Annotated in this window: 15 protein-coding genes and 1 pseudogene; 10 read left to right on the forward strand and 6 right to left on the reverse strand. The window is 43.2% G+C overall.

The window, feature by feature from the left end:
- The first annotated feature begins 76 nt into the window (after positions 1 to 76).
- Positions 77 to 976 (forward strand): annotated as a pseudogene (locus B6K83_RS12790) (integrase core domain-containing protein).
- 629 nt (positions 977 to 1,605) lie between these two features.
- Here B6K83_RS12790 and B6K83_RS12800 read toward each other — a convergent pair.
- Positions 1,606 to 2,475 (reverse strand): MYG1 family protein, encoded by an 870-nt coding sequence (locus B6K83_RS12800; RefSeq protein ID WP_085285318.1) that lies wholly within the window; start codon positions 2,473 to 2,475, stop codon positions 1,606 to 1,608.
- A 218-nt stretch (positions 2,476 to 2,693) separates the two neighbouring features.
- Here B6K83_RS12800 and B6K83_RS12805 point away from each other — a divergent pair, with 218 nt between their 5' ends.
- The 4 genes from B6K83_RS12805 to B6K83_RS12820 all read left to right on the forward strand — a co-directional run bounded on the left by B6K83_RS12805 (position 2,694) and on the right by B6K83_RS12820 (position 6,611).
- The gene (locus tag B6K83_RS12805) at positions 2,694 to 3,041 is read left to right on the forward strand and encodes a zinc ribbon domain-containing protein YjdM (RefSeq protein ID WP_085285319.1); all 348 of its coding nucleotides are present in this window, start codon (positions 2,694 to 2,696) and stop codon (positions 3,039 to 3,041) included.
- A gap of 178 nt (positions 3,042 to 3,219) precedes the next feature.
- Entirely contained in the window at positions 3,220 to 4,293 is a 1,074-nt protein-coding gene (locus B6K83_RS12810; protein WP_085285320.1) for an endonuclease/exonuclease/phosphatase family protein, read from the forward strand.
- A gap of 257 nt (positions 4,294 to 4,550) precedes the next feature.
- Positions 4,551 to 5,837 carry a lytic murein transglycosylase gene (locus B6K83_RS12815; protein ID WP_085285321.1) on the forward strand — a complete coding sequence of 429 codons (1,287 nt, stop codon included), beginning with the start codon at positions 4,551 to 4,553 and terminating at the stop codon, positions 5,835 to 5,837.
- Positions 5,838 to 5,846: 9 nt separating this feature from the next.
- Positions 5,847 to 6,611: a sulfite exporter TauE/SafE family protein gene (locus B6K83_RS12820; RefSeq protein WP_085285322.1), complete on the forward strand. Its 765-nt coding sequence runs from the start codon at positions 5,847 to 5,849 to the stop codon at positions 6,609 to 6,611.
- Positions 6,612 to 6,619: 8 nt separating this feature from the next.
- On the opposite strand, the gene acnA is transcribed toward B6K83_RS12820, so the two are convergent.
- On the reverse strand, positions 6,620 to 9,373 hold the full coding sequence (gene acnA / locus B6K83_RS12825; RefSeq protein ID WP_085285323.1) for an aconitate hydratase AcnA: 2,754 nt from the start codon (positions 9,371 to 9,373) through the stop codon (positions 6,620 to 6,622).
- A 210-nt stretch (positions 9,374 to 9,583) separates the two neighbouring features.
- The gene (locus tag B6K83_RS12830; protein ID WP_158088355.1) at positions 9,584 to 10,312 is read right to left on the reverse strand and encodes a substrate-binding periplasmic protein; all 729 of its coding nucleotides are present in this window, start codon (positions 10,310 to 10,312) and stop codon (positions 9,584 to 9,586) included.
- 400 nt (positions 10,313 to 10,712) lie between these two features.
- Between B6K83_RS12830 and B6K83_RS12835 the strand changes: the two genes are divergently transcribed.
- Positions 10,713 to 11,843, forward strand: a complete 1,131-nt coding sequence (locus B6K83_RS12835) for a methionine aminotransferase (RefSeq protein WP_233143994.1) — start codon at positions 10,713 to 10,715, stop codon at positions 11,841 to 11,843.
- On the forward strand, positions 11,831 to 12,658 hold the full coding sequence (locus tag B6K83_RS12840; RefSeq protein ID WP_085285326.1) for an amidohydrolase: 828 nt from the start codon (positions 11,831 to 11,833) through the stop codon (positions 12,656 to 12,658). Before B6K83_RS12835 ends, B6K83_RS12840 begins: the two co-directional genes overlap by 13 nt.
- 79 nt (positions 12,659 to 12,737) lie before the next feature.
- Here the strand turns inward: B6K83_RS12840 and B6K83_RS12845 are convergent, their stop codons facing one another.
- A complete protein-coding gene (locus B6K83_RS12845; protein ID WP_085285327.1) occupies positions 12,738 to 13,148 on the reverse strand; it encodes a hypothetical protein in 411 nt (136 codons plus the stop codon).
- A gap of 82 nt (positions 13,149 to 13,230) precedes the next feature.
- Positions 13,231 to 17,190, reverse strand: a complete 3,960-nt coding sequence (locus B6K83_RS12850) for a S8 family serine peptidase (protein ID WP_085285328.1) — start codon at positions 17,188 to 17,190, stop codon at positions 13,231 to 13,233.
- 220 nt (positions 17,191 to 17,410) lie between these two features.
- On the opposite strand from B6K83_RS12850, the gene B6K83_RS12855 reads away from it, so the two are divergent.
- Together B6K83_RS12855 and B6K83_RS12860 are read left to right on the forward strand one after the other, a co-directional pair.
- The gene (locus B6K83_RS12855) at positions 17,411 to 17,869 is read left to right on the forward strand and encodes an Lrp/AsnC family transcriptional regulator (protein ID WP_085285329.1); all 459 of its coding nucleotides are present in this window, start codon (positions 17,411 to 17,413) and stop codon (positions 17,867 to 17,869) included.
- A 429-nt stretch (positions 17,870 to 18,298) separates the two neighbouring features.
- Positions 18,299 to 18,913: a peptidylprolyl isomerase gene (locus tag B6K83_RS12860; protein ID WP_233143992.1), complete on the forward strand. Its 615-nt coding sequence runs from the start codon at positions 18,299 to 18,301 to the stop codon at positions 18,911 to 18,913.
- Positions 18,914 to 19,121: 208 nt separating this feature from the next.
- Here B6K83_RS12860 and B6K83_RS12865 read toward each other — a convergent pair whose 3' ends face one another.
- Positions 19,122 to 19,937, reverse strand: a complete 816-nt coding sequence (locus B6K83_RS12865; protein WP_085285330.1) for a mechanosensitive ion channel family protein — start codon at positions 19,935 to 19,937, stop codon at positions 19,122 to 19,124.
- A 391-nt stretch (positions 19,938 to 20,328) separates the two neighbouring features.
- Between B6K83_RS12865 and B6K83_RS12870 the strand changes: the two genes are divergently transcribed.
- Positions 20,329 to 20,649: a hypothetical protein gene (locus B6K83_RS12870; RefSeq protein WP_085285331.1), complete on the forward strand. Its 321-nt coding sequence runs from the start codon at positions 20,329 to 20,331 to the stop codon at positions 20,647 to 20,649.
- Positions 20,650 to 20,789 lie beyond the last annotated feature (140 nt).

The following is a 20,789-nucleotide window of genomic DNA, read 5'->3' on the forward strand; positions in this document are numbered from 1 at the left end:
ACTTTACGCTAACCTATAAAAATCTCTACTTCGATTGACAGTTCATACTGTTATACAAAGATCTGGAGCCAAACTTATGAATAGTAAGCATCAACAAGAGATTACACGTAAATTCAAAGTCCTTAATCACGCACAGAAAATTAAAAACATTGCCAAGACATATCGTTACTTTGGTATTTGCAGAGAAACCTTTTACAAATGGAAAAGAGTTTATGATAGATATGGTGAACAAGGGCTTATTAATAGCAAGCCTTGTCCAGAAAATCATAAATTATGAATATCCAAGCCTATTGAAGAAAAAATAATTTACCTTCGCCAGACCTACCATTTTGGGCCTGATATGATTACTTGGCATCTACAGCGATACCATGATATTAAAGTTTCTAGAAATGGCTGTTATAACGTTTTAGTGCGAAATAGGCTTAACCGTTTACCTGATAATATCCCTAAGCGCTCTCGTTCTAAATTCAAGCGTTATGAAAAGAAAGTGCCTGGTCATCATGTTCAAATTGATGTTAAGTTTCTGAGGTTTAAAGCTGATGATGGAAGAATTATTAAGAAACTTCAATATACAGCTATAGATGACTGCACTCGTGTAAGGGCATTAAAAATATACGATAAGCATACCCATAAAAGCTCGATCAATTTCTTGAACTACGTTGTTAAAAAGTTTCCTTTCAGAATAAAAATGATCAGGACCGATAATGGCCATGAATTTCAAACGATGTTTCATTGGCACACATCAGAGTTAGGCTTAATACATGTTTATATTAAGCCAGCTAGTCCAAATTTAAATGGTAAAATAGGACGTTCTCACTTAACAGATAAACGCGAACTTTATCAGCTACTAGATTATAAAGATGATGTAGATTTAAGACTTAAATTAGCTCAATGGGAGGGCGACTATAACTTCTTACGACCTCACGCCGCTCATGCTGGAAAAACACCCTATGAAAAGTTAAAGATGCTAAACTAGTTTATGAATGTCAACGAAAGTCGTAGAAAAGACTCAAATTTAGAGTGGGATGCTTACCTAGGTAAGTATTTTCAAATCAATGACAACATCGGCCTAGATACCGGCATAGCCTACTAAAGCTATCATGGTGACTCGGTATCATCTAGCTACAATTACCCAGAGGCTTACGCGAATTTTGCTTACCATTCATCGGTGGGAGGTACAGAACTATACTTTTGGTATCGCTGGGACTTTTTCGGTTTAAATGTTGAACACTATATTGCTATGCTTGCTCATACTATTGAGCTTACCCTCGGTCATTACTTAAAGCCAGCGTTGATCGTTCAAGCTCGCGCGATGAAAATAAGTGGGCATGGCATGACAATGATGCCTACAACTATATTCGTGTTTAATATATCACCCATTATCAAGGCCTTGATTTTAACCTCGCAATTCAAGACACCAGTATGAATTTTGATACCCCTGATGCACGTATAGTGTTCTCTGTCTCTCGCACCTTTGGTTTATAACAGCAACTAGCGGCTATTGCATGTTCAATACTCATTAGCTAAAGACGAATAAAAACGCCCTTAAACTCCTATTTAAGGGCGTTTTTTTATGGTTGCTATCATTGCTAATAAGGCGACTTATTAAGCTTGCAGTGCAATTTCAGCCATTTTCATGGTGCTATCAAATGACTCTGCACCGGCAATAAATAAACCATTATGGCAGAACATAGCATCATCAATGCCAGTGACAGCTTTAAGCTCATTGCCCGATAAGCCCGCCCACGCTTTGGGTAGCGGTTTTTTATCTTCAAAGGAGCCAGGGGCAATAGGTACGGCTTGTATGCGCCACTGCCCAGTCGGTGAAGGGTAAATCATATATAATGCTTGCGTTGATAATGCGTGTACGGTTTTTTTCCACGGGATATATTTTTCTAATACGATCACACGCGAGTCTTGGGCATTGGCAATCGCACTTGCCACTTTATCTTTGGCGCTAATTGCGCCGTCAGCCGCGGCAATAAAACGCGCTAAAATACGGCCAGCAAATGCAACGGCTTCATCAAAGCTGCGATCAAAATCGCCAGCTTCTTGCCACGTTGGGTTAAACATTGCAATGGTTTGACTCAAACTGATGCCTTGCGGCACACCTTCAACATAGCCACAATCTATGGCATCTATAGCTGAAACTAACTCTCGGTCTACTGCATCAGCAACCGCTTGCTTACCTTGACAAATGGCCACGCCATATTTTTGCCAAAGCAAACCAAAAGATGAAAATGGCACACCATTATCGCGTGCGCCCGCGCCGCCCCGTTGATGATGATCAAACCGGCCCGCCTGTGCGTCATATTCCCCGCCAACATCAATGACAATATCAGCCTGAGCAATAACATCAGCATCGCGACTGCGGATCAGGTTAATGCGTGGAAAAATGGTTTTCAGGGCCGCAACACTAAAAACATCGTCTGCATGAAAACTGCCGTTATGGGTTACTATGGTGATTTCAGTCATTTATCTTCTTTGGGTTAATTTAACTAGGTAATATTCTGCGCTAAATTCTAGCTGAAACACATCAGCAACAACAGTCAAGTTAGGCAAATATGGCGGTTATCTTTGGGTTGGCTTTAATATTAGTTATATTAGCTAATAATTTTTACTGCTCATTAGCTCGAATATTTGTACCATTGCCATTACAATAACGCGCCCTAGATTAAATAAAGTAGCGACACATGCCTTTGCCACCATGCCCGAAATGTCATAGCAATTATATTTACCAAGATCTTAATTTACTGATCTGCCCTGAATGTGCACATGAGTGGCAGCCATCTAATGCACAAGATGAAGTGGCAGAAACTCAAGTAAAAGATGCGAACGGTACAATACTGAATGTTGGTGATAAGGTAACTATGATTAAAGACCTAAAAATTAAAGCCAGCTCACAAGTCATCAAGGTGGGCACTAAAGCTATTATAAAGCGCATCAGTACCGGAAAAGATCACCAACTTGACTGTAAAGTAGCAGGTGTAGGCGAGATGATGATCACCGCAAAGTTTGTCAAAAGTGCGCGCTTAACTTAAATCGCCAACATCAAGTGGCTAAGAAAAGCATAATTCACGATAGGTTTATGGCTTTCATGGCCTTAGGATTAGTTGTTAATTTAGCAAGCGATTAGGCTATAATCGCGTTAACTAGGTTAAAAGAGGTCATATCATCAAGCCGAAAAATACCAATGAACCGCCGCGCCCTGCTGCTGCCTTGCCTGACTTAGTAACTGATAACCAATTCACAGTCGCGACCTTCAATTTATTTAATTACCTTGAGCCACCAAATGCCTATTACGAGTTTCAGCGCATTTATAGCGCCGAGCAATGGCAGAAAAAACAAAACTGGCTTATTGACTATTTACAAGCCTACCAGCCTGACATTATTGGTTTTCAAGAAGTGTTTAGTGTCGAGTCTTTAAAAAACTTAGTGGCAAGTCAAGGCTACCGCTATTTTGCTGTGGTTGACGAGGCGGAAGTTATTGAGGAATTTATTTATCGCAGCCCTGTGGTTGCCATTGCCTCACGCTTGCCCATTGTTGAAGTGGTCGCGGTTAAGCCAGATCTTGCATTGGCTCAAGCCATAGGTTTAAGTAGCACTTTCTCGTTTAGTCGCAAAGTATTAAGGGCCACAATTGATGTGCCACACCTTGGCAACTGCGATTGTTATGTGGTGCATTTTAAATCTAAGCGTTCAATACTCGAGCATGATGAAAATCGCAATCACTCCCCTGAGAAAAACATCATCGAAAGCCTAAAAGCACAAGTAGCGGGTGGTTGGGGCGCCAGCATACAACGTGGCAGTGAAGCCGCGTTGTTGATGGTAGAAATGATAACTCGGCGGGAAACGAGCAATAATCCCATGATCCTTTTGGGAGATTTTAACAATAACTTAGCCGATGGCGTACTCAATCACCTGCTGACCAACGCTTTGCCTTTTGTCTCCAGCATTGATCGTGACACTTACCTGGAAAAATATTGTCTCAATGATGCCTGGGATTTATTTCAAGCCATACTCAGCAATGAAACGAATAACAGCAATGACGAAAATGAAATTAGCCAAGAAAAAATAAACGGTCGCAGTCCAAGTCACTATTATGGCGCAACCAGCGCAGTACTTGACTACATTTTATTGTCATCTGAGTTTGATGCCAGCAATCAAGCCAGTTTATACCAAGTCAGTAACTACCATACTTATGATCGCCATTTAATTAACCCAATTTTTGCACGCGATGGCGAAAGCACAGATCACGCGATTGTCATGGTGACGCTAACATTGAGAGCGTAATGCTGCACCGCCCTAATGACGGTTATCTATCGCTATTTCAGCAAACTTACAAAAAAGTTCATGGTGCAATTCATGGAGCAAAGTATTAGCCTATGTCAGTATTATATGTAATGGTAGTGAGGTAATAATCGCGCTGCCCAGTAAGCAAACTAACCGCGCCTATGCATAGCCATACGCTGGGTAGCGTCGTTATAACATAGTTCAGTTATACCTATATTTTGAGTAATTCGCATTTTTGCTAAGGAGTTTTTTAAAGCATGCACAGCTCATCTATTGCATTTAGCTCAAAGCCACTATTTCGCCTGTTTCGGCAACCTCTCATGGCTTGTATCACAATTTGTGCTTTTTTACCTTTGCTTTCTCAGGCCAGTATTGCAGATGATAACTTTTTGCAATGTAAAGCTAAGTTAGCAGAGCGAGCTGAAAATGCGGGTTTTTCTCATTACATTACCAATACAGTCATTGCTGGTATCACCCCTATTAAACGCGTGATTGCCTTAGATAAAAAGCAACCTGAGTTTAGCCAAAGCTTTGCACAATACATTAAAACCAGAGTGACTGATTATCATGTGCGCGTTGGGCAGCAAAAGTTACAACAACATCAAGCGCTATTTACTCAACTAGAGCAAACATATGGTATTCCTCGACAATATTTGGTGGCGTTTTGGGGCTTAGAAACCGTTTATGGCAAGCATAAAGGCAAAATGTCGGTACTGAACGCCTTAGCGACACTGGCTTGTGATCAGCGTCGCAGCGAGTTTTTTACTTTAGAGTTACTTAATTTATTTACCTTAATTGACACCGAGCAAGTCAGTGTTGAGCAACTACAAGGCTCTTGGGCGGGTGCTATGGGTCATATGCAGTTTATGCCCACCGCGTTATTAAAATATGCAATTGACGCCGATCACGACGGTAAAGTCGATGTATGGCAAAGTGAGCGAGACGCCTTAACCACAGCAGCCCATTACTTGCAGCAAATTGGCTGGCAATCCCATGAGCGTTGGGGCAGAGAAGTGAAGCTCCCTGCTGACTTTGCCTATGACAAGGTGGCATTTGATCAATACTACCCACTCGACTATTTTCGACAATTAGGCGTGCGGCAAAATAACCAACAGCCGTTACCGAGTTATGATATTCAAGCTGAGCTGTACTTACCTGCAGGTCACCGTGGCCCAGCGTTTTTACTCTACCCAAATTTCAATGTCATCATGACTTGGAACTTATCAAAAAGTTACGCGCTTTCTGTTGGCTTATTAGCCGACAAGTTAGTTGGTGCTCCAGGACTAACTGTTAAACCAAGCGCTAAAACACAGTCACCTTATAGTGTGGCAGAGATGAAAACGCTACAACAGCAGCTAAATAGCTTAGGGTTTAATGCCGGTAATGCAGACGGCATTTGGGGGCCAAAAAGTCGCCATGCAATACGCGCCTTTCAGCTACAGCATCAATTGATTGCCGATGGTTACCCCAATCGCACGGTATTTACCGCGGTAAGCTCCGCCATTAGCAACAAGGCACAGCAAACGGTTACTTCCAGTGAATGAGTACTGACAATGTGGTTTGATTTGCTGTTGCTGCTTTTTGCCGGCTTGTTAGCTGGGGTGCTTAACGCTATTGCTGGCGGCGGCAGCTTTATTACTTTTCCGGCGCTAATTTTTGTTGGCATTCCCCCGATCATGGCCAATGCCACCAATACCTTTGCCTCCTGCGCAGGCTATATCAGTGGTAGCTATGCCTTGCGAGTAGAATTGGCAAAGCATCAACACCAGCTGTTACCCATTATTGTTATCAGTACCTTAGGCGCAATACTTGGCGCTTGGTTATTACTACAAACCCCTGAGCAAGTATTTCAAGCAGCTATCCCTTGGTTATTGCTCTTAGCCACAAGCTTATTTATTTTTGGCGAGCCAATAAATACCACCCTAAAAGCCATAAGTAAGCGTCACCAACACGCATCCAGCATAGGTAAATTACTTTTACTGTTGATACTTTTCGCCGTTGCCGGCTATGGCGGTTTTTTTAATGCCGGCTTAGGTATTATTGCACTAAGTTATTTAGCCTTGGCGGGTCATAAAAATATCAATGCCATGAATGGCTTAAAGCTACTGATCTCAACCACAGTTTCATTAGTAGCCATTGCTGTGTTTATCTATCACCAACTGATTGCTTGGTATCAAGGTGGCATAGTACTACTTGGTAGCTTAGTGGGTGGCTATTTGGCCGCACATTGGTCGCGCAAATTACCCCAGCAATATATCAGAGCTTTTGTCATTGTGGTAAGTATCGCCACCACACTATATTTTTTTATACGCCGTTAGCGTAAAAGCTAAATAAATTCACGCGCCACATAAGGTAGTACACCACCAGCATGAAAATATTTAAGCTCTAAATCATTAATAATATTTAAGGTAACAACAATTTCTGCTGTCGCTTGGTGATCGTTTGCCCTATTAGTTATCAATAAGCGTAGCGGCTGGCCGGGTGCCAATTGGCTATGTTCCTCATTTGCAAAGGCTAAAGTAATTTTTTCTTGGCCTGTTAGCTTTAAATCAGCCACCGACATAGTGCTTGGCAATAGTAACGGCATTATCCCCATGCCCACTAAGTTGCTGCGATGAATACGCTCAAACGACTGGGCAATAACCGCCTTCACCCCTAACAATTGACAACCTTTAGCGGCCCAATCTCGGCTTGAGCCCGTACCATATTCTTTACCGGCAAAAATCACCAAAGGAATATGATTTTGTTGATAATATTGACTGGCTTCAAATATTGAAACTTCGGTGCTCGTGTCGAACTCGGCACTATCAAAAATACGGGTAAGCCCGCCTTCACTTGGCGTGACTATTTGATTTTGCAAACGATTGTTGGCAAAGGTACCGCGCACCATAACCTCATGGTGGCCGCGCCGCGTGCCGTAACTATTAAAATGCTTGGGCTCAACGCCCCGTTTGATCAAGTATTGCCCAGCTGGTGTTTTCGCATTAATTTGTCCGGCAGGTGAAATATGATCTGTGGTGATCGAGTCGCCTAATAGCGCTAGAATACGCGCTGACTCGATTAAGCTTTCGCCCTGTTCTTTCGCATTTGCTTGCCCTGCTGCTGTTGCGGTATTTTCAGCTAAAGCATCTAAAAATGGTGGCCTAACAATATAAGTGGAGTCGCTATCCCAGTCGTAACAAATACTGTTACTAGTTGGTAAGCGCTCCCACGCATCATCACCCACAAGCATGTCTTGATACGACTGTGCGTAGCTTTCTTGGGTAATTGCTGACAAGGCACGGTTAACCATGTCCTCACTGGGCCAAATATCCGCTAGATAAACCGCCTGACCTTGGTTGTCGGTGCCAATGGGCTCTTCATCAAAATTAATGCGGGTATGCCCCACTAAAGCAAAAGCCACCACCAGCGGCGGCGAGGTTAGCCAGTTCAATCTAACCGAAGGGTGAATTCGCCCTTCAAAATTACGGTTGCCGGATAAAACCGAGCAAACACTTAAATTATGGTCTTGCACTTGTTGCTCGTAATCGCCATTTAGCGGTCCTGAATTACCAATACAAGTGGTACAGCCAAAACCAATACGGTTAAAGCCTAACTTATCTAAATAGGGTTGTAATTCTGTGCTATCTAGGTAGCGCGCAACCACTTGCGAGCCCGGCGCTAGCGAAGCTTTAACATGAGCAGGAACACTTAAACCCCGCTCAACTGCCGCTTTTGCTAATAAGCCAGCTTGCAACATAACATGCGGGTTTGAGGTATTGGTACACGAGGTAATAGCCGCTAAAACAATATCACCTGAGGCTAAGGTATCGGCTGAGTCTGCCTTTGCTTGGTTATCTTCAGCTTGACCACTAAGTGCCATAGCAGCTTGTGTTGCTTGTTTGATTTCATTTAACGCAATGCGATCTTGTGGTCGCTTTGGCCCTGCAACGCTGGGCGTTATTGCACTTAAATCTATGTATATATTGTCACTATAATTGGCATTGTTGTTCGGGTTGTCATACCACAACTGTTGCGCTTTGGCATACGCTTCAACACGCGCGATTAGCGCTGGCGAACGATTGGTTAACTTCAGGTAATCAGTAACTTTGCTGTCTATTGGGAAGACGCCACAGGTTGCGCCATATTCAGGTGACATATTTGCTACCGTCGCCCGGTCGGCAATACTCAGTGACAACATGCCCGCGCCATAAAATTCGACGTATTTGCCTACCACGCCGTGTTTTCTCAACGTTTCAGTCACCGTAAGCACTAAGTCAGTGGCGGTAATACCCACCGGCAGCTTGCCTTGTAAGTTAACCCCCACCACTTGCGGCGCGCCGATACTGAGCGGCTGCCCTAACATTACGGCCTCGGCTTCAATGCCGCCAACGCCCCAACCAAGCACGCCTAAGCCATTGATCATTGTGGTGTGGCTGTCGGTACCTATTAAAGTATCTGGTGACAATACGCCATCTTCATCACGCACCACTTGAGCTAAATACTCTAGGTTTACTTGATGACAAATGCCCCGGCCTGGCGGAACTACTTGTAAGTTGTCAAAAGAATGCTGTGCCCATTTTAAAAACTGATACCGCTCTTGGTTTCTTTCCATTTCGCGTTGGCTATTATACGCCAGTGCTGCTGGGCTACCTGCTTGATCGACAATCACTGAGTGATCAATCACCAAGTCAACTGGGCAAAGCGGATTTATGCTTTTAGCGTCGCCACCTTGTGCGGCAACCGCGTCACGCATTGCGGCCAGATCTACAATCGCCGGAACACCGGTATAGTCTTGCATCAGTACACGCGACGGCAAATAGGAGAACTCAAAATTTGCACTGGCGTTATTTGCAATAAGCTGCTTAATGGTGTTAACAACCGTCTCATGCGCTAAATCATCAATACTGGCGTAATGACGCATCACGTTTTCTAAAAACAGTTTAATAATAAAAGGTTGCTCTGCTAAGTTAAACTTAAAGTCTTCTGCTAAACGGGCTAAAGACCAGTAACGCACTGGGCTATCAGATTTAAGGAGACTATTATCAACAAAATTAGCGAGATAACGCTCACACCAAGCCGCTTTATTTATGGGAATCATTTGTTTACCTTTTAATTACCGTTATCATTTTACTGTAGTCAATAATGGCTAGATTTAAAGTTTTTACGCAATTAAGCTGAATACTTACTGGAAATTAAAACAAACTTGTGCAGATGCACATAATTGGGCTTTGCCCGTGTATATTTTCTGGTGGATGAATATAAGCTGAGACTGCGGTTTTAAATACTATGGTTTTTAAATAAAGCAGGCTTATGGCGTTGGTGCGTCGAATTTATGCCAATCTTGTAGGTTATATTTTTGCAAAATGCGCTGCAGCTGACCGTTGGCTCTCATGTTGTCAAGTTCTTGGCTTAATAGCTTTGCATAACGTTTGGCATTAGCGAGTTGCGGTGAAAAAGCGATATATATTTCTTCTTTTGTCAATATACCGGCAATGCGAAAGTTATTGGCGATGTTATTTTCCAGTAGAAAAAAATCGAAAACATTACGATCGGCAATTAATGCTTGAATTCGTCCTCTCGATAGCTTTTCAATATTCTGCTTTAATCCATTAATGCTGCTAACCGGCTGCACTTTACCGTTGGCAATGTTAGCCTTAGTGATGTAACGCTGAGCTAAATCACCGTACGAGTAACCTTTAATCACGCCAAAACTGATCTCAGCCAAAGATTTAAGCCCTGTATATTGCCATGTGGCTTCTTTTAGAGTGATAAAAACATGCGTTGCAACCCCTAGCGCTTGGTTTGGAAAAATAAGCTCAGGTACTTCGTTTTTTGTTACCCCAAGTAAGCCGGTCTTTTTCCCCAATAGCACGTCATTGATCGCCCTTGACCACGGCAAAACAACATAGTCAAGCTTGATATTATGTTTAGCGAACGCTTGCTCCGCTATTTCGAGTAAATAGCCTTGGTATTGGCTCTGCTTAGCGCAATTGTATGGGCACCATGGATCGGCCACTAAAGTTATGGTTTCTGCCATGCTGACTTTACTAAAAACATAAACAACACAAAATAAGCAGGCAATCGCAAGTTTTGACATAAATGAAAGTATAGATTAAAGCGCAAAGTAAAAGCGATAGTAGCATTAGGCGATAAAAACACACGCTATTTTTCTTTAACCTAGCATAAAGCGCGTCATTTATGCCTGCTGCTCGCGCCACTTTCGCTTGCCCGCCGAGTTAAGCTGAGCAAGTAACTAGCAATAACAATTGAACTCCCCTAGCGTTAGCCTTACCATTAGCTTGCGCAGCTAATTACTATTTCATGCGCCATTATTAATAACTACATAATTAATAACAACATAGCATACGCAGGAGCCATTTTTGTCACCGTCTTTTACCAGCAAGCTACCTAAGGTAGAAACCAGTATTTTCACTGAAATGTCAGGCTTAGCAGCACAGTATCAGGCCATTAATTTGTCACAAGGCTTTCCAGAATTTGATACCCCAGAATTTTTAAAAGCGCAAATTAATCAAGCCATAAACCAAGGTAAAAACCAGTACGCACCCGCAAACGGTTTACCTGAATTGTTAACAGAAATTGCCAATATGGTGCATAAACAATATCAACTGTCTTTTTCTGATACTGATAAAATAACAGCCCACAGCAATGTCACTATTACCTCAGGCGCAACAGAGGCGTTGTGGGTGGCAATACAAAGCTTAGTGCGACCCAATGATGAAGTCATTATTTTTGATCCCGCGTACGATGCTTATCAGCCTGCGATTGAACTGGCCGGCGGTAGCTGTCGCCACATCACACTAGCAGCGCCAGAATATACCATCAACTGGGCAACGGTTGAGCAAAACATCAACGCCAACACCCGCGCCATTATTATCAACAGCCCGCATAACCCAACAGGGTCAATATTAAGCGCTGCCGATCTTAATACTCTGCAGGCTTTGGTTAACAAGCATCAACTCTATGTGATCAGCGACGAGGTTTATGAGCACATGACCTTTGATGGCTCACGTCATGAAAGCGTTTTACGCTACCCTGAGTTGTTTAAACGCTCTTTTGTGGTTGCTAGCTTCGGTAAAACCTTTCACTGTACAGGTTGGAAAATAGGCTATTGCGTGGCACCAACGACCTTGATGGCGGAATTTCGAAAAATTCATCAATATGTCACCTTTAGCTCTTTTACCCCAGCGCAAATTGCCATAGCAGCCATGCTAAAACAGCAACCGGCGCATATCACGGCCTTAGCAAGTTTCTATCAAGAAAAGCGAGATGTGTTAGTCGAGGCCTTGCAAAAATCACGCTTTAAACTTTTACCATCTAAGGGGACTTACTTTTTATTGCTCGACTATAGCCAGCTATCAACATTAGATGATATCGAGTTTTGTCATTGGTTGTGCCAACACCATGGTGTTGCCGCGATCCCACTAAGTCCTTTTTATCCCATAGCAGACAGAGCCAGTTACCATAAAAACAATAAAGTTATCCGACTGTGTTTTGCCAAAAATAATGACACATTACTAAAAGCCGCAGAAATATTATGCAAACTATAAACTCAACCTTAACTGTCGCCGCAATACAATATGATATTCGTTGGCTAGACCCCCAAGCCAATTTTGAGCAATTAACACAACTAATTTCTGAGCATTTTGCTAACCATAGCGCTGTTGACTTATTACTCTTGCCAGAAACCTTTACCACGGGTTTTTGTATTAATCGTGACGACGTACAAGCCCCAGCCAACGGCGGTCAAGCCTTAGCTTGGCTAAAAAATATTGCCAAGCAATATAACTGCGTTGTTGCTGGCAGCGTGCTGGTTAGCCACAACCATAAAAAAGTAAACCGCTTTTATTGGGCACATGCGAATGGTCAAGTTGACTATTACGATAAACGTCACTTGTTTCGTTTAGGTAATGAGCAAGACCATGTAGAGGCTGGCACAGCACGAAAAATATTCACCATTAACGGTATAAAAATATTACCTTTGGTGTGTTATGACTTACGTTTTCCGGTTTGGTCGAGAAACCGACAAGATTATGATCTGATGGTTAATGTCGCGAATTGGCCGGCAGCGCGCCGCCATATTTGGGATACCTTATTAAAAGCACGGGCAATGGAGAATCAAAGTTATGTGGTTGGCGTAAATCGCGTTGGTACAGATGGCCTCAATATCGCCCACTCAGGCGGCACCAGTATTATCGATTTTTGTGGTGAAAACCTGATCACCGCCCAAGACAACCAACAACAAATCATTCGTGCAGAGCTTGATTTTAGCAAGTTAAAACAGTTTAAAGAGAAATTTCCGGCGTTTTTAGATGCCGATGATTTTTCGCTTGCCCACTGCGAGCAAGTTAGCCATCACACTTAACTATTTACGCAGAGCAATTACATCTGCTCACTATGTTCGCCTAGTCTGGGCTAACTGGGTAATTTACAACCAGTTGAGCTTATTGTGTGACAAGCTCAACCGGTAAACATAAGTCTTTTGCCAAAATAACTGCCGGTTTTGCAGCGACCACTGAACAACTAGCGGCATTTTTGCCTTCTTGTGCTGAAACTATTTGATTATATTTTGCAACTAAGGTTAGTAGCACCGGTTCATTACTCTGCTCGTTTGAATACAGTAAATACTTAGGCGGCTGACAATTCGCAGCGTTTAAGGTGATAATTTTACAGCTTGAAACATGTTGAGCAATGGGGCTACCAATTAAGTCTTGAATGCCGCGCTCAATTTCCGCTAATTGCTGAGCCGATGTTTGGTGCTGTTCACTGACTTCTGTTGTCGGTTCACAAGCAATTAAGCACAACAGCGCGGCAACACTGATCACCGCCATTACCTGTGCACGCATTGTTGTCATCGAGTTTTCCTCTTTCGTTACTTGAAAATAAAGGGGCTAGCAAGCCCCTTGATTAATTTACTGTCAATAACGCTAACTTCGCTTATTTAACTGCGCTACGACGACGAAATGCCAGTGGTAATGCCAGCAATATCAGTAAACCACCAAAGCTACCGCTAGATGATTTTTTGCTCACCGTCACAGTTGTGTTTGCGGTACTCGTTTCGTAACCATCAGATACGCTGACACTAAAGGTTAAACGGGTATCATCACCTAACTTGGGCGCAACAAAGCTAGCTGAGGCAGATGTAGCCCCTGTTAATGCGACACTTGGTCCTGCCGTTTGGCTCCAGCTATAGGTTAAACTATCACCATCGACATCAGAACTGCCGGCAGCACTTAGCGTCACTTTAGTGCCGGCTTTCGCCGCTGTTGGCGTAGCAGCAGCTTGGGCAACAGGCGCGGTATTATCACGTGCAACATTAAGGGTTACTGTCGCTGTGTTGGTTTTATTACCGTCGGCATCGCCAATATGATAAGTAAAGCTATCAGCACCGACATAGCCTTCATCTGCGGTATAAACATAGCTAAACGGAATCGCTTCAGCATCTGTTTCATCACTTGCTGTGGTCATTGCCGGTGTTAATACCCCATGCTCTGGCGCAGTAACGACCGTGATGGCAACATTTTCATTTGGCTTGATATCAAATGGCTGAATCGCATTATAGGTTTTATCGCCCGAGCTTAAACTCACGCTCGATAATAAATTTTCTGCGCCAGTGTTAAATTTGTTTGATAAATCAATAACAACAGGGGTTTGCTCTACCGTTGCAGCAACCACATCATTAGCAACACCAAACGCCGCGGCTAGCTTGTAATTAATCACCACCGCGCCTTTTTCACCTACTGATAAACGCGCTCGTAACGCCTCGCCCGCTACAGGTGCGGTACCTGTGCCGCTGAAGTAGCGAGACGCGCCAATCGTACCGGTCGGGTCTTCGATACCCACAGCAGCATTGCTTGGTAATTCAGGGACATCAATATAGTTAAAGTACACTTCATCTGTGCCTAATTTAATCCAAATAGCAAAGGTAAAGCGATCACCCGTCGACGTTTGGTACTCAGCAATATCCTGCCATTCGATAACAAACCAATCATTGAAAAAGTCATTAACAACATTGTAATTCATTTGACCACCGGCAGCGCCACCAACAACAAAGTCAGACCATAACGGCGCTATCACTGCATTAGGTGTATCAACAGAAGGTAAGTTTTGTGTTTGCCAGCCACCTAAGACGAATTGTTGTCCCGCGGTAATAAAGCCATTGGGTGAAATAGTAATGACATCTACCTGCTTGCCATTCCAAATAAAGCCGCCCATTTCACCAATAGGGAAGTCAACTGACACTTCATCACAACCGGCCTCACAAGGTATTTGGAAACTGTCCATACCTAAGTCAGAAAGTTGAAAGCCTGGGTATAGGAAACTTGTCGCTGGCTCGATAGATTTAACATCTGGCTCATTAGTCAATGGCCCTGTCCAGGTCATAACACGCTTATTAGGCGAGACACTAAAACCATTTTGGGCAACAAGACCAACAGGCGACATTTCAATAGCAATTGAGTCGACATCTAACTCTGTGCCTTCAGGTATTTTCACCGATAAAGTAGAAAAATCGTCATTGCCGCTATAGCCCGCGCGTGCGCTCATACTAACTTTTTCACCGGCAGTTACTTCTCCAGCGACCAACATAGTAGACACTAAGCTGCTATCGTCAGAGAGTTGTGGATGCACCGCAATCGGCAAGTGTGCTGCGGGGTATTGTCCTGATGCGTCTGTCCATACCACTTGCCCAAACTGCCAGCTGTTATCAGCAAATGCGCTATTAACCGTTAAGGTAAAGGTTGCCGTTCCTGCTTCAGCAATGCTCAGCTCAGTCGTTGACAGACTGCCTGTGATTTGGTCGTTAACAAACTCAACATGTGCTTGCCAATCACCTGCCGTGGGCATTAAGTTCGTCACGGTACGTTCAAAGCTACAGGTAGCAACACAACCGGTAGCAACAAATGACGCCTTATCAAAGCTTAACGCCGTTTTGCTTGCCGCTGCAACATCAAGACGACCGGCACCACGGTCAAAAGGCGTCGCCGCTGTGGTTAAATCTTGCATTTTTACCGCTGGATTGCTTGAGGTCATTAAAATAGATTTAATTTGAAAAGCATTTAATTCTGGACGTAATTGACGCAATAACGCCGCAGCACCGGCCACATGTGGGCTTGCCATTGAGGTACCTGAGCTGACATCATATTGCGTTTCATCATCCCCTGGGGCAAACGCCGATAAAATATCTGAGCCAGGCGCAGCAAGATCGGGTTTTAAGAAACTGCTATCACCGTTTGGACCGCGTGAGCTAAAGTCAGACATCGCATCAACGGCGGCAGCGTCATTTAACATTTGGCTTTTCGTGATGGTGGCTCCACTGCCTTCTTGCCATGCGGCTAAAATCGCTTCACCGCTTTCTTGTGAGATGGAAACACTCGGTAACCTAATACCCTCCATCGACATACGAATCACACCAGGGGCATTATTATAAACAATCATGCCAACCGCTCCAGCGGCTTGTGCATTGGTTGCTTTGTCAGTAAAACCACAAATGCCACGCGAGATTAACACAATATTATTTTTTAACGAATCAACTGGGAAAGCTTCACAACCAAGCGCATTAGCGGGATCTACATTTATCGCAGGCGTTAATAACGCGCTAATATCGCTAGTGATTTCAAAATCACCATCCCCTGGCGTGGCATTAATATCTTCAACACCGGCAGCATTCACTAAATGCGCAAAGCTACGACCAGTTTGGGTACTCGCTACTGTAATACCGGCTTCAATACACGCTGGGCAACCAACCGTTTCAGCGCTAGGGCCATCGTTGCCTGCTGCAGTTACCATCACCACGCCGGCCGCTTCAGCCGCGGTAAATATTGGCTGATAAACGCTGTCGTTTGGATGTCCACCTGCGCCGCCGCCCCAAGAGTTATTGATCACGTCAGCACCATCGGCAACCGCATCTTCTAATGCTGACACTAACATAACGTTAGAGCCACCGCCGCCACCAAATGGATCTAAAAATAAGGCTTTATACGCCATAATGGATGCCCCGGGTGCAACGCCAGAAAAATTGACATCAACGCCGGCAAACCTTGTGCTTACCGCATTACCCGCCGCTGTACCCGCTACATGTGTACCATGACCTAGCACATCAAGAGGGCTGATACTTTCATCCTCGTGGGTGGGGAATGTTGGTGTGTAATAGCGTGCTAACACGAGTTTATCATTACAAAACGTTGGGTCGATTGTTGTACAGTAATCATCGGTTGGTAAGCCCGCTGGACGTTGGTGTTCATTGCTGGCAAACATCGGGTGCTCTGCACGGATACCACTATCGATAACAGCAATTTTAATACCTTCGCCAGCACGATCACGTTGACCAAGCGCTTGCCAAACGGCAGGAGCATTAATTAAATCAAGCGAGGCATCAAGGTGCGCTTTATACATTTCATGTTCAAATACTTTTTTTACACCGGGAATGTTCTGTAATTTCGCTTTTAGATCCACTTTACCCGGCACACTGACAATTAAGCCATTGAGCGTAACGCTTAAATTGCGCTGTACTTGTAATGAGGGAAACTTCGATTGTAGCGTTGCCGCCATTTCATTTTGACGTGCTTGCAAATATTGGCGATAGGCAACCGCCGCAACCGACTGGGTATCTAATTTCTCTTTATTGCTTGCTGATTTAATGGTTGGTGCTAAGCCTCGCACCCCACCGCTATATGTTGCTAGCGAGGCATCTTCTAACTGAATAATATAATAAGTTGGAAATTGCTTTGTCACTGAAGGCGCTGATTTATCGACGCCTGAATAGTGCGTCATTAGGCTTGGGCCCACTTTAAATGGCACAGCGGTTAACTCGTTGGCGACAGCGCCATAAGAGCACGTTGACGTAACAAAAGCCGCTAACGCAGTAAGTGTTGGCCATGCTTTGAATGTAGATTGCATAATGTTAAAAAACCTCTTTTATTTTATTATTTATAATCAAGCTGCTGGTATTGAAGTGATTATGTATTAGCGCTATTGCCGACTAAGGCTTGCAACACCCCCACCTAAATAGCGATGAAATATTATTGCAACATACAAGGTGATTATCTTTCCGATTTGTAATGATATGTGCGAAAATAAGAATAATTTATGCAATTAATTTAAAATTAACGAGTAATTTATGCTGAGCAAGATTGATAGATTGATATTGAATGAGTTACAACAAGACGCTAGTCAAAGCTCTGCCGAGCTCGCGGCTAAGATTGGATCATCGCAAACCGTGTGTTGGCGACGCATGCAAAAATTGGAAAGTGATGGCTATATTAAGAAACGTGTCGCTTTGCTTGCTCCAGAAAAACTAGGCTTAGGGACAATCGTATTCGCTCACATAAAGCTGAACGCTCATGGTCGAGCAAATTTAGATCTCTTTAGCAAAGAAATTCAAAATATTAATCGTGTAGTTGAATGTTACTGCCTCATGGGCGAGCAAGACTTTTACGCTAAAGTCTTAGTTAAAGATGTATATGATTATGAACGCCTATTTTTCGATAAATTGTCCAAAATACCAGGTGTGGCAGAAGTGAAAAGTACGATGGCGCTTTCGCACATTAAAAATACAACTGAAATCCCCATAGAGTGAGTTATTTATTAGAGTCTGCGCTTTCGAGATTACTTTTACAGCGACTTGTTTGCTCTTTAGGCAAGACAGAGCAGGTGACATGTAGCTAGCTAAACGAACAGGTGGTTACGCGGTATATATCATCGGGGTCAGAGTTAATGATTTAGGTATCAATTACTCTGACCCATTGATTTATTATCGATTTTTGTGGTGAAAACCTGATCACAGCCAAAGACAACCAACAACAAATCATTCGTGCAGGGCTTGATTTTAGCCCGTTAAAACAGTTTAAAGAGCACTTTCCGGCGTTTTTATATGCCAATAATTTTTTGCTAAAGCTACCAAAGGAGCAGCACGCATTGTAAACTGCTTAGCAACACCACAGGTGCTAAACGGCCCATAGCGTTAATATCAAATATATTTTTTTTAAGTGTATAAAAAGGATCTAAAGTGCTCAGAATTTCAATACTTTTGCTTGGCCTATTAATGTCATGGCAACTACTTGCTAGCAACACCAAAGGCCAATATATTCAGCCAAATAACATGTCCCCCAAAGTGCGCGTAGAAACCACCATGGGCAACTTTATTATCGAGCTTGACCGCTACCGCGCAAAAATTACCGTTGATAACTTTCTCGGCTATGTTACCCGCGGTCAATACGATAAAACCTTAGTCCACCGTGTTGAAGAAGGTTATTTAATTCAAGCGGGCGGCTTTATGGATAACTACACGGAAATTGAGCCTGATCTGCCTATTTTTAATGAGTCTGGCAATGGTCTAAAAAACCGCGAAGGCACTATTGCCATGGCAAAACAATTAACCGAAGCCCACTCGGCCACCAGCCAATTTTTTATTAATTTAAATGACAATAGCAATTTAAACCCGGGTAGCTCGTGGGGCTATGCGGTGTTTGGTGAAGTTATTGAAGGCTACGATGTGCTTGAAGCTATCGCGCAAGTAGAAGTAGGTTATAGTGAGCAGCTAGGTTACAGCACAGTACCGAAAAAAATGATCACTATTATTCGCGTAGTGATCCTTGATGAAGAGCCCGACAGCGAGTACTAAGCTAGCGCCATGTGTGATGACAACGCACTAACCGCCTAATGTGAAAGCGTGCTGCCGCGCATCAGCTGCCAGCCGCTACTCATAAAAACCAGTTTGCGTTAAGCATTAATGATTGCCGTAAATGCTTAACGCCTGTTGAAGCTGTGTAATTGTGAAGCTGTATATAAACACTGGGCAACACACAATAGATATAGATTAATACCAGCGCTTACACGTCTTTGTGTATGTGCACATCCATTTGCGGAAACGGAATATTCAAGCCTTCATTCGCGAAGGTTTTATAGACGTTTTCGTTCATTTCAAAGTATACCGCCCAGTAATCGGCCGCATTGACCCAAGCCCTAACCGCAAAGTTAACTGAGCTATCAGCAAGCGCTGAAACGGCAATAACTACTTCTGGGTCTTTAAAAATGCGCTCGTCGTTATCACACAGGCGTTTAATTACCGCTCGGGCTTTATCTACATCATCTCCGTAACCAATTCCTATGGTCCAGTCAACACGGCGCTTTGGCTCTGTTGAGTAATTGGTCATTGACGAGGTTGATAAGCCGCCATTGGGAATGATAATGGTTTTATTATCAGGAGTTTTTAATATGGTATTAAATATTTGAATTTGAGCGACAGTCCCCGAATAGCCTTGTGCATCAATGAAATCGCCAACTTTAAACGGCTTAAACACTAAAATCATCACCCCACCCGCAAAGTTTTGCAAGGTTCCCGACATAGCCATGCCCACAGCTAAACCGGCGGCACCAACAATGGCAATAAATGAGGTCATTTCGATACCCAGCATGCCAAGCACGGTGATCACCAACATCACTTTTAACAGGCCGCTGACAATGCCCAATAAGAAAGGCTTTAACGAAGGATCAGTGCCGCCTTTGGTTAATGCGGTTTGCACCACACGCGAGATAACCTTGATCACCCAGCCACCAATGATCCACACTAAAATTGCACCAATTAATTTTGGCCCATAAAGTACAGCCATACTGGTAATTTGGCTCATAATTTCTTCTGTATTCATATTATTATCCCTGAGTTATTGCGAGGTTTAACAAGCGCCTATGCCGCACGCTTGCCTAACACGCTTAAGTATTATTGCTATTAATTATTTTCTATTAGCTGAAAACTTTACTGCTGTCATTGCCATAAGTGGCTAGACACCATTTCAATATAGAAGATAAATTATGAATATTCTGAAAAATAGCGCTAAATGAGTAATAGCAGTACTTTAAAAGGGTATTAAACGCTAGCGAACTCAACATAAGGCAACTGTGCCTGTGACCCCGACCCCATCGAATTGGGCTTAGCAAAATGCTGCCTACAATTTTCATTTTGATATTTCTTATACTAATGTATGGATATTAACTTGCATTTTTTACCCTAACACTGAACGCATAATGAAGGAAAAAATTATGTCTGACGCTGATATCAACAACTTGAGTCGTAAAGATGACATTTTAAGCGATGCAATTGCAGAAATAACCAAAGCAAAAAAAATGGCGATAGCGGAAATACTGAAAGAAAAACGTATGGCTATCGCAGATATACGAGCTGAAGAAGACTTAGCCATAGAAGAATTACACATTGAAGCCGACGATACAACGGATAGCCAAGCGGCTAGTGATATGGCTGAAGCGGTGAAAAAACAACGTAAAAAAGGCCTCAGAGAAGGAGACAGAAGAACCCGCGACGCACACTATAAAGTTCATGAGAAAAAGCACCACGATATATAAATACAGAAGTTAGGACCCTGTAACACATTTTGTGTAACTGCCAGTTTTAAATAACATCTTTTAATCGGTCTTCGAATTCGATCATAAATCGATTCAAGGCCGATTTCCAATTTCTTATCGGCATCGTCCATTTTTTAGCT

The sequence above is a fragment of the Colwellia chukchiensis genome, from assembly GCF_002104455.1.
Classification (GTDB): Bacteria; Pseudomonadota; Gammaproteobacteria; order Enterobacterales; family Alteromonadaceae; genus Cognaticolwellia; species Cognaticolwellia chukchiensis.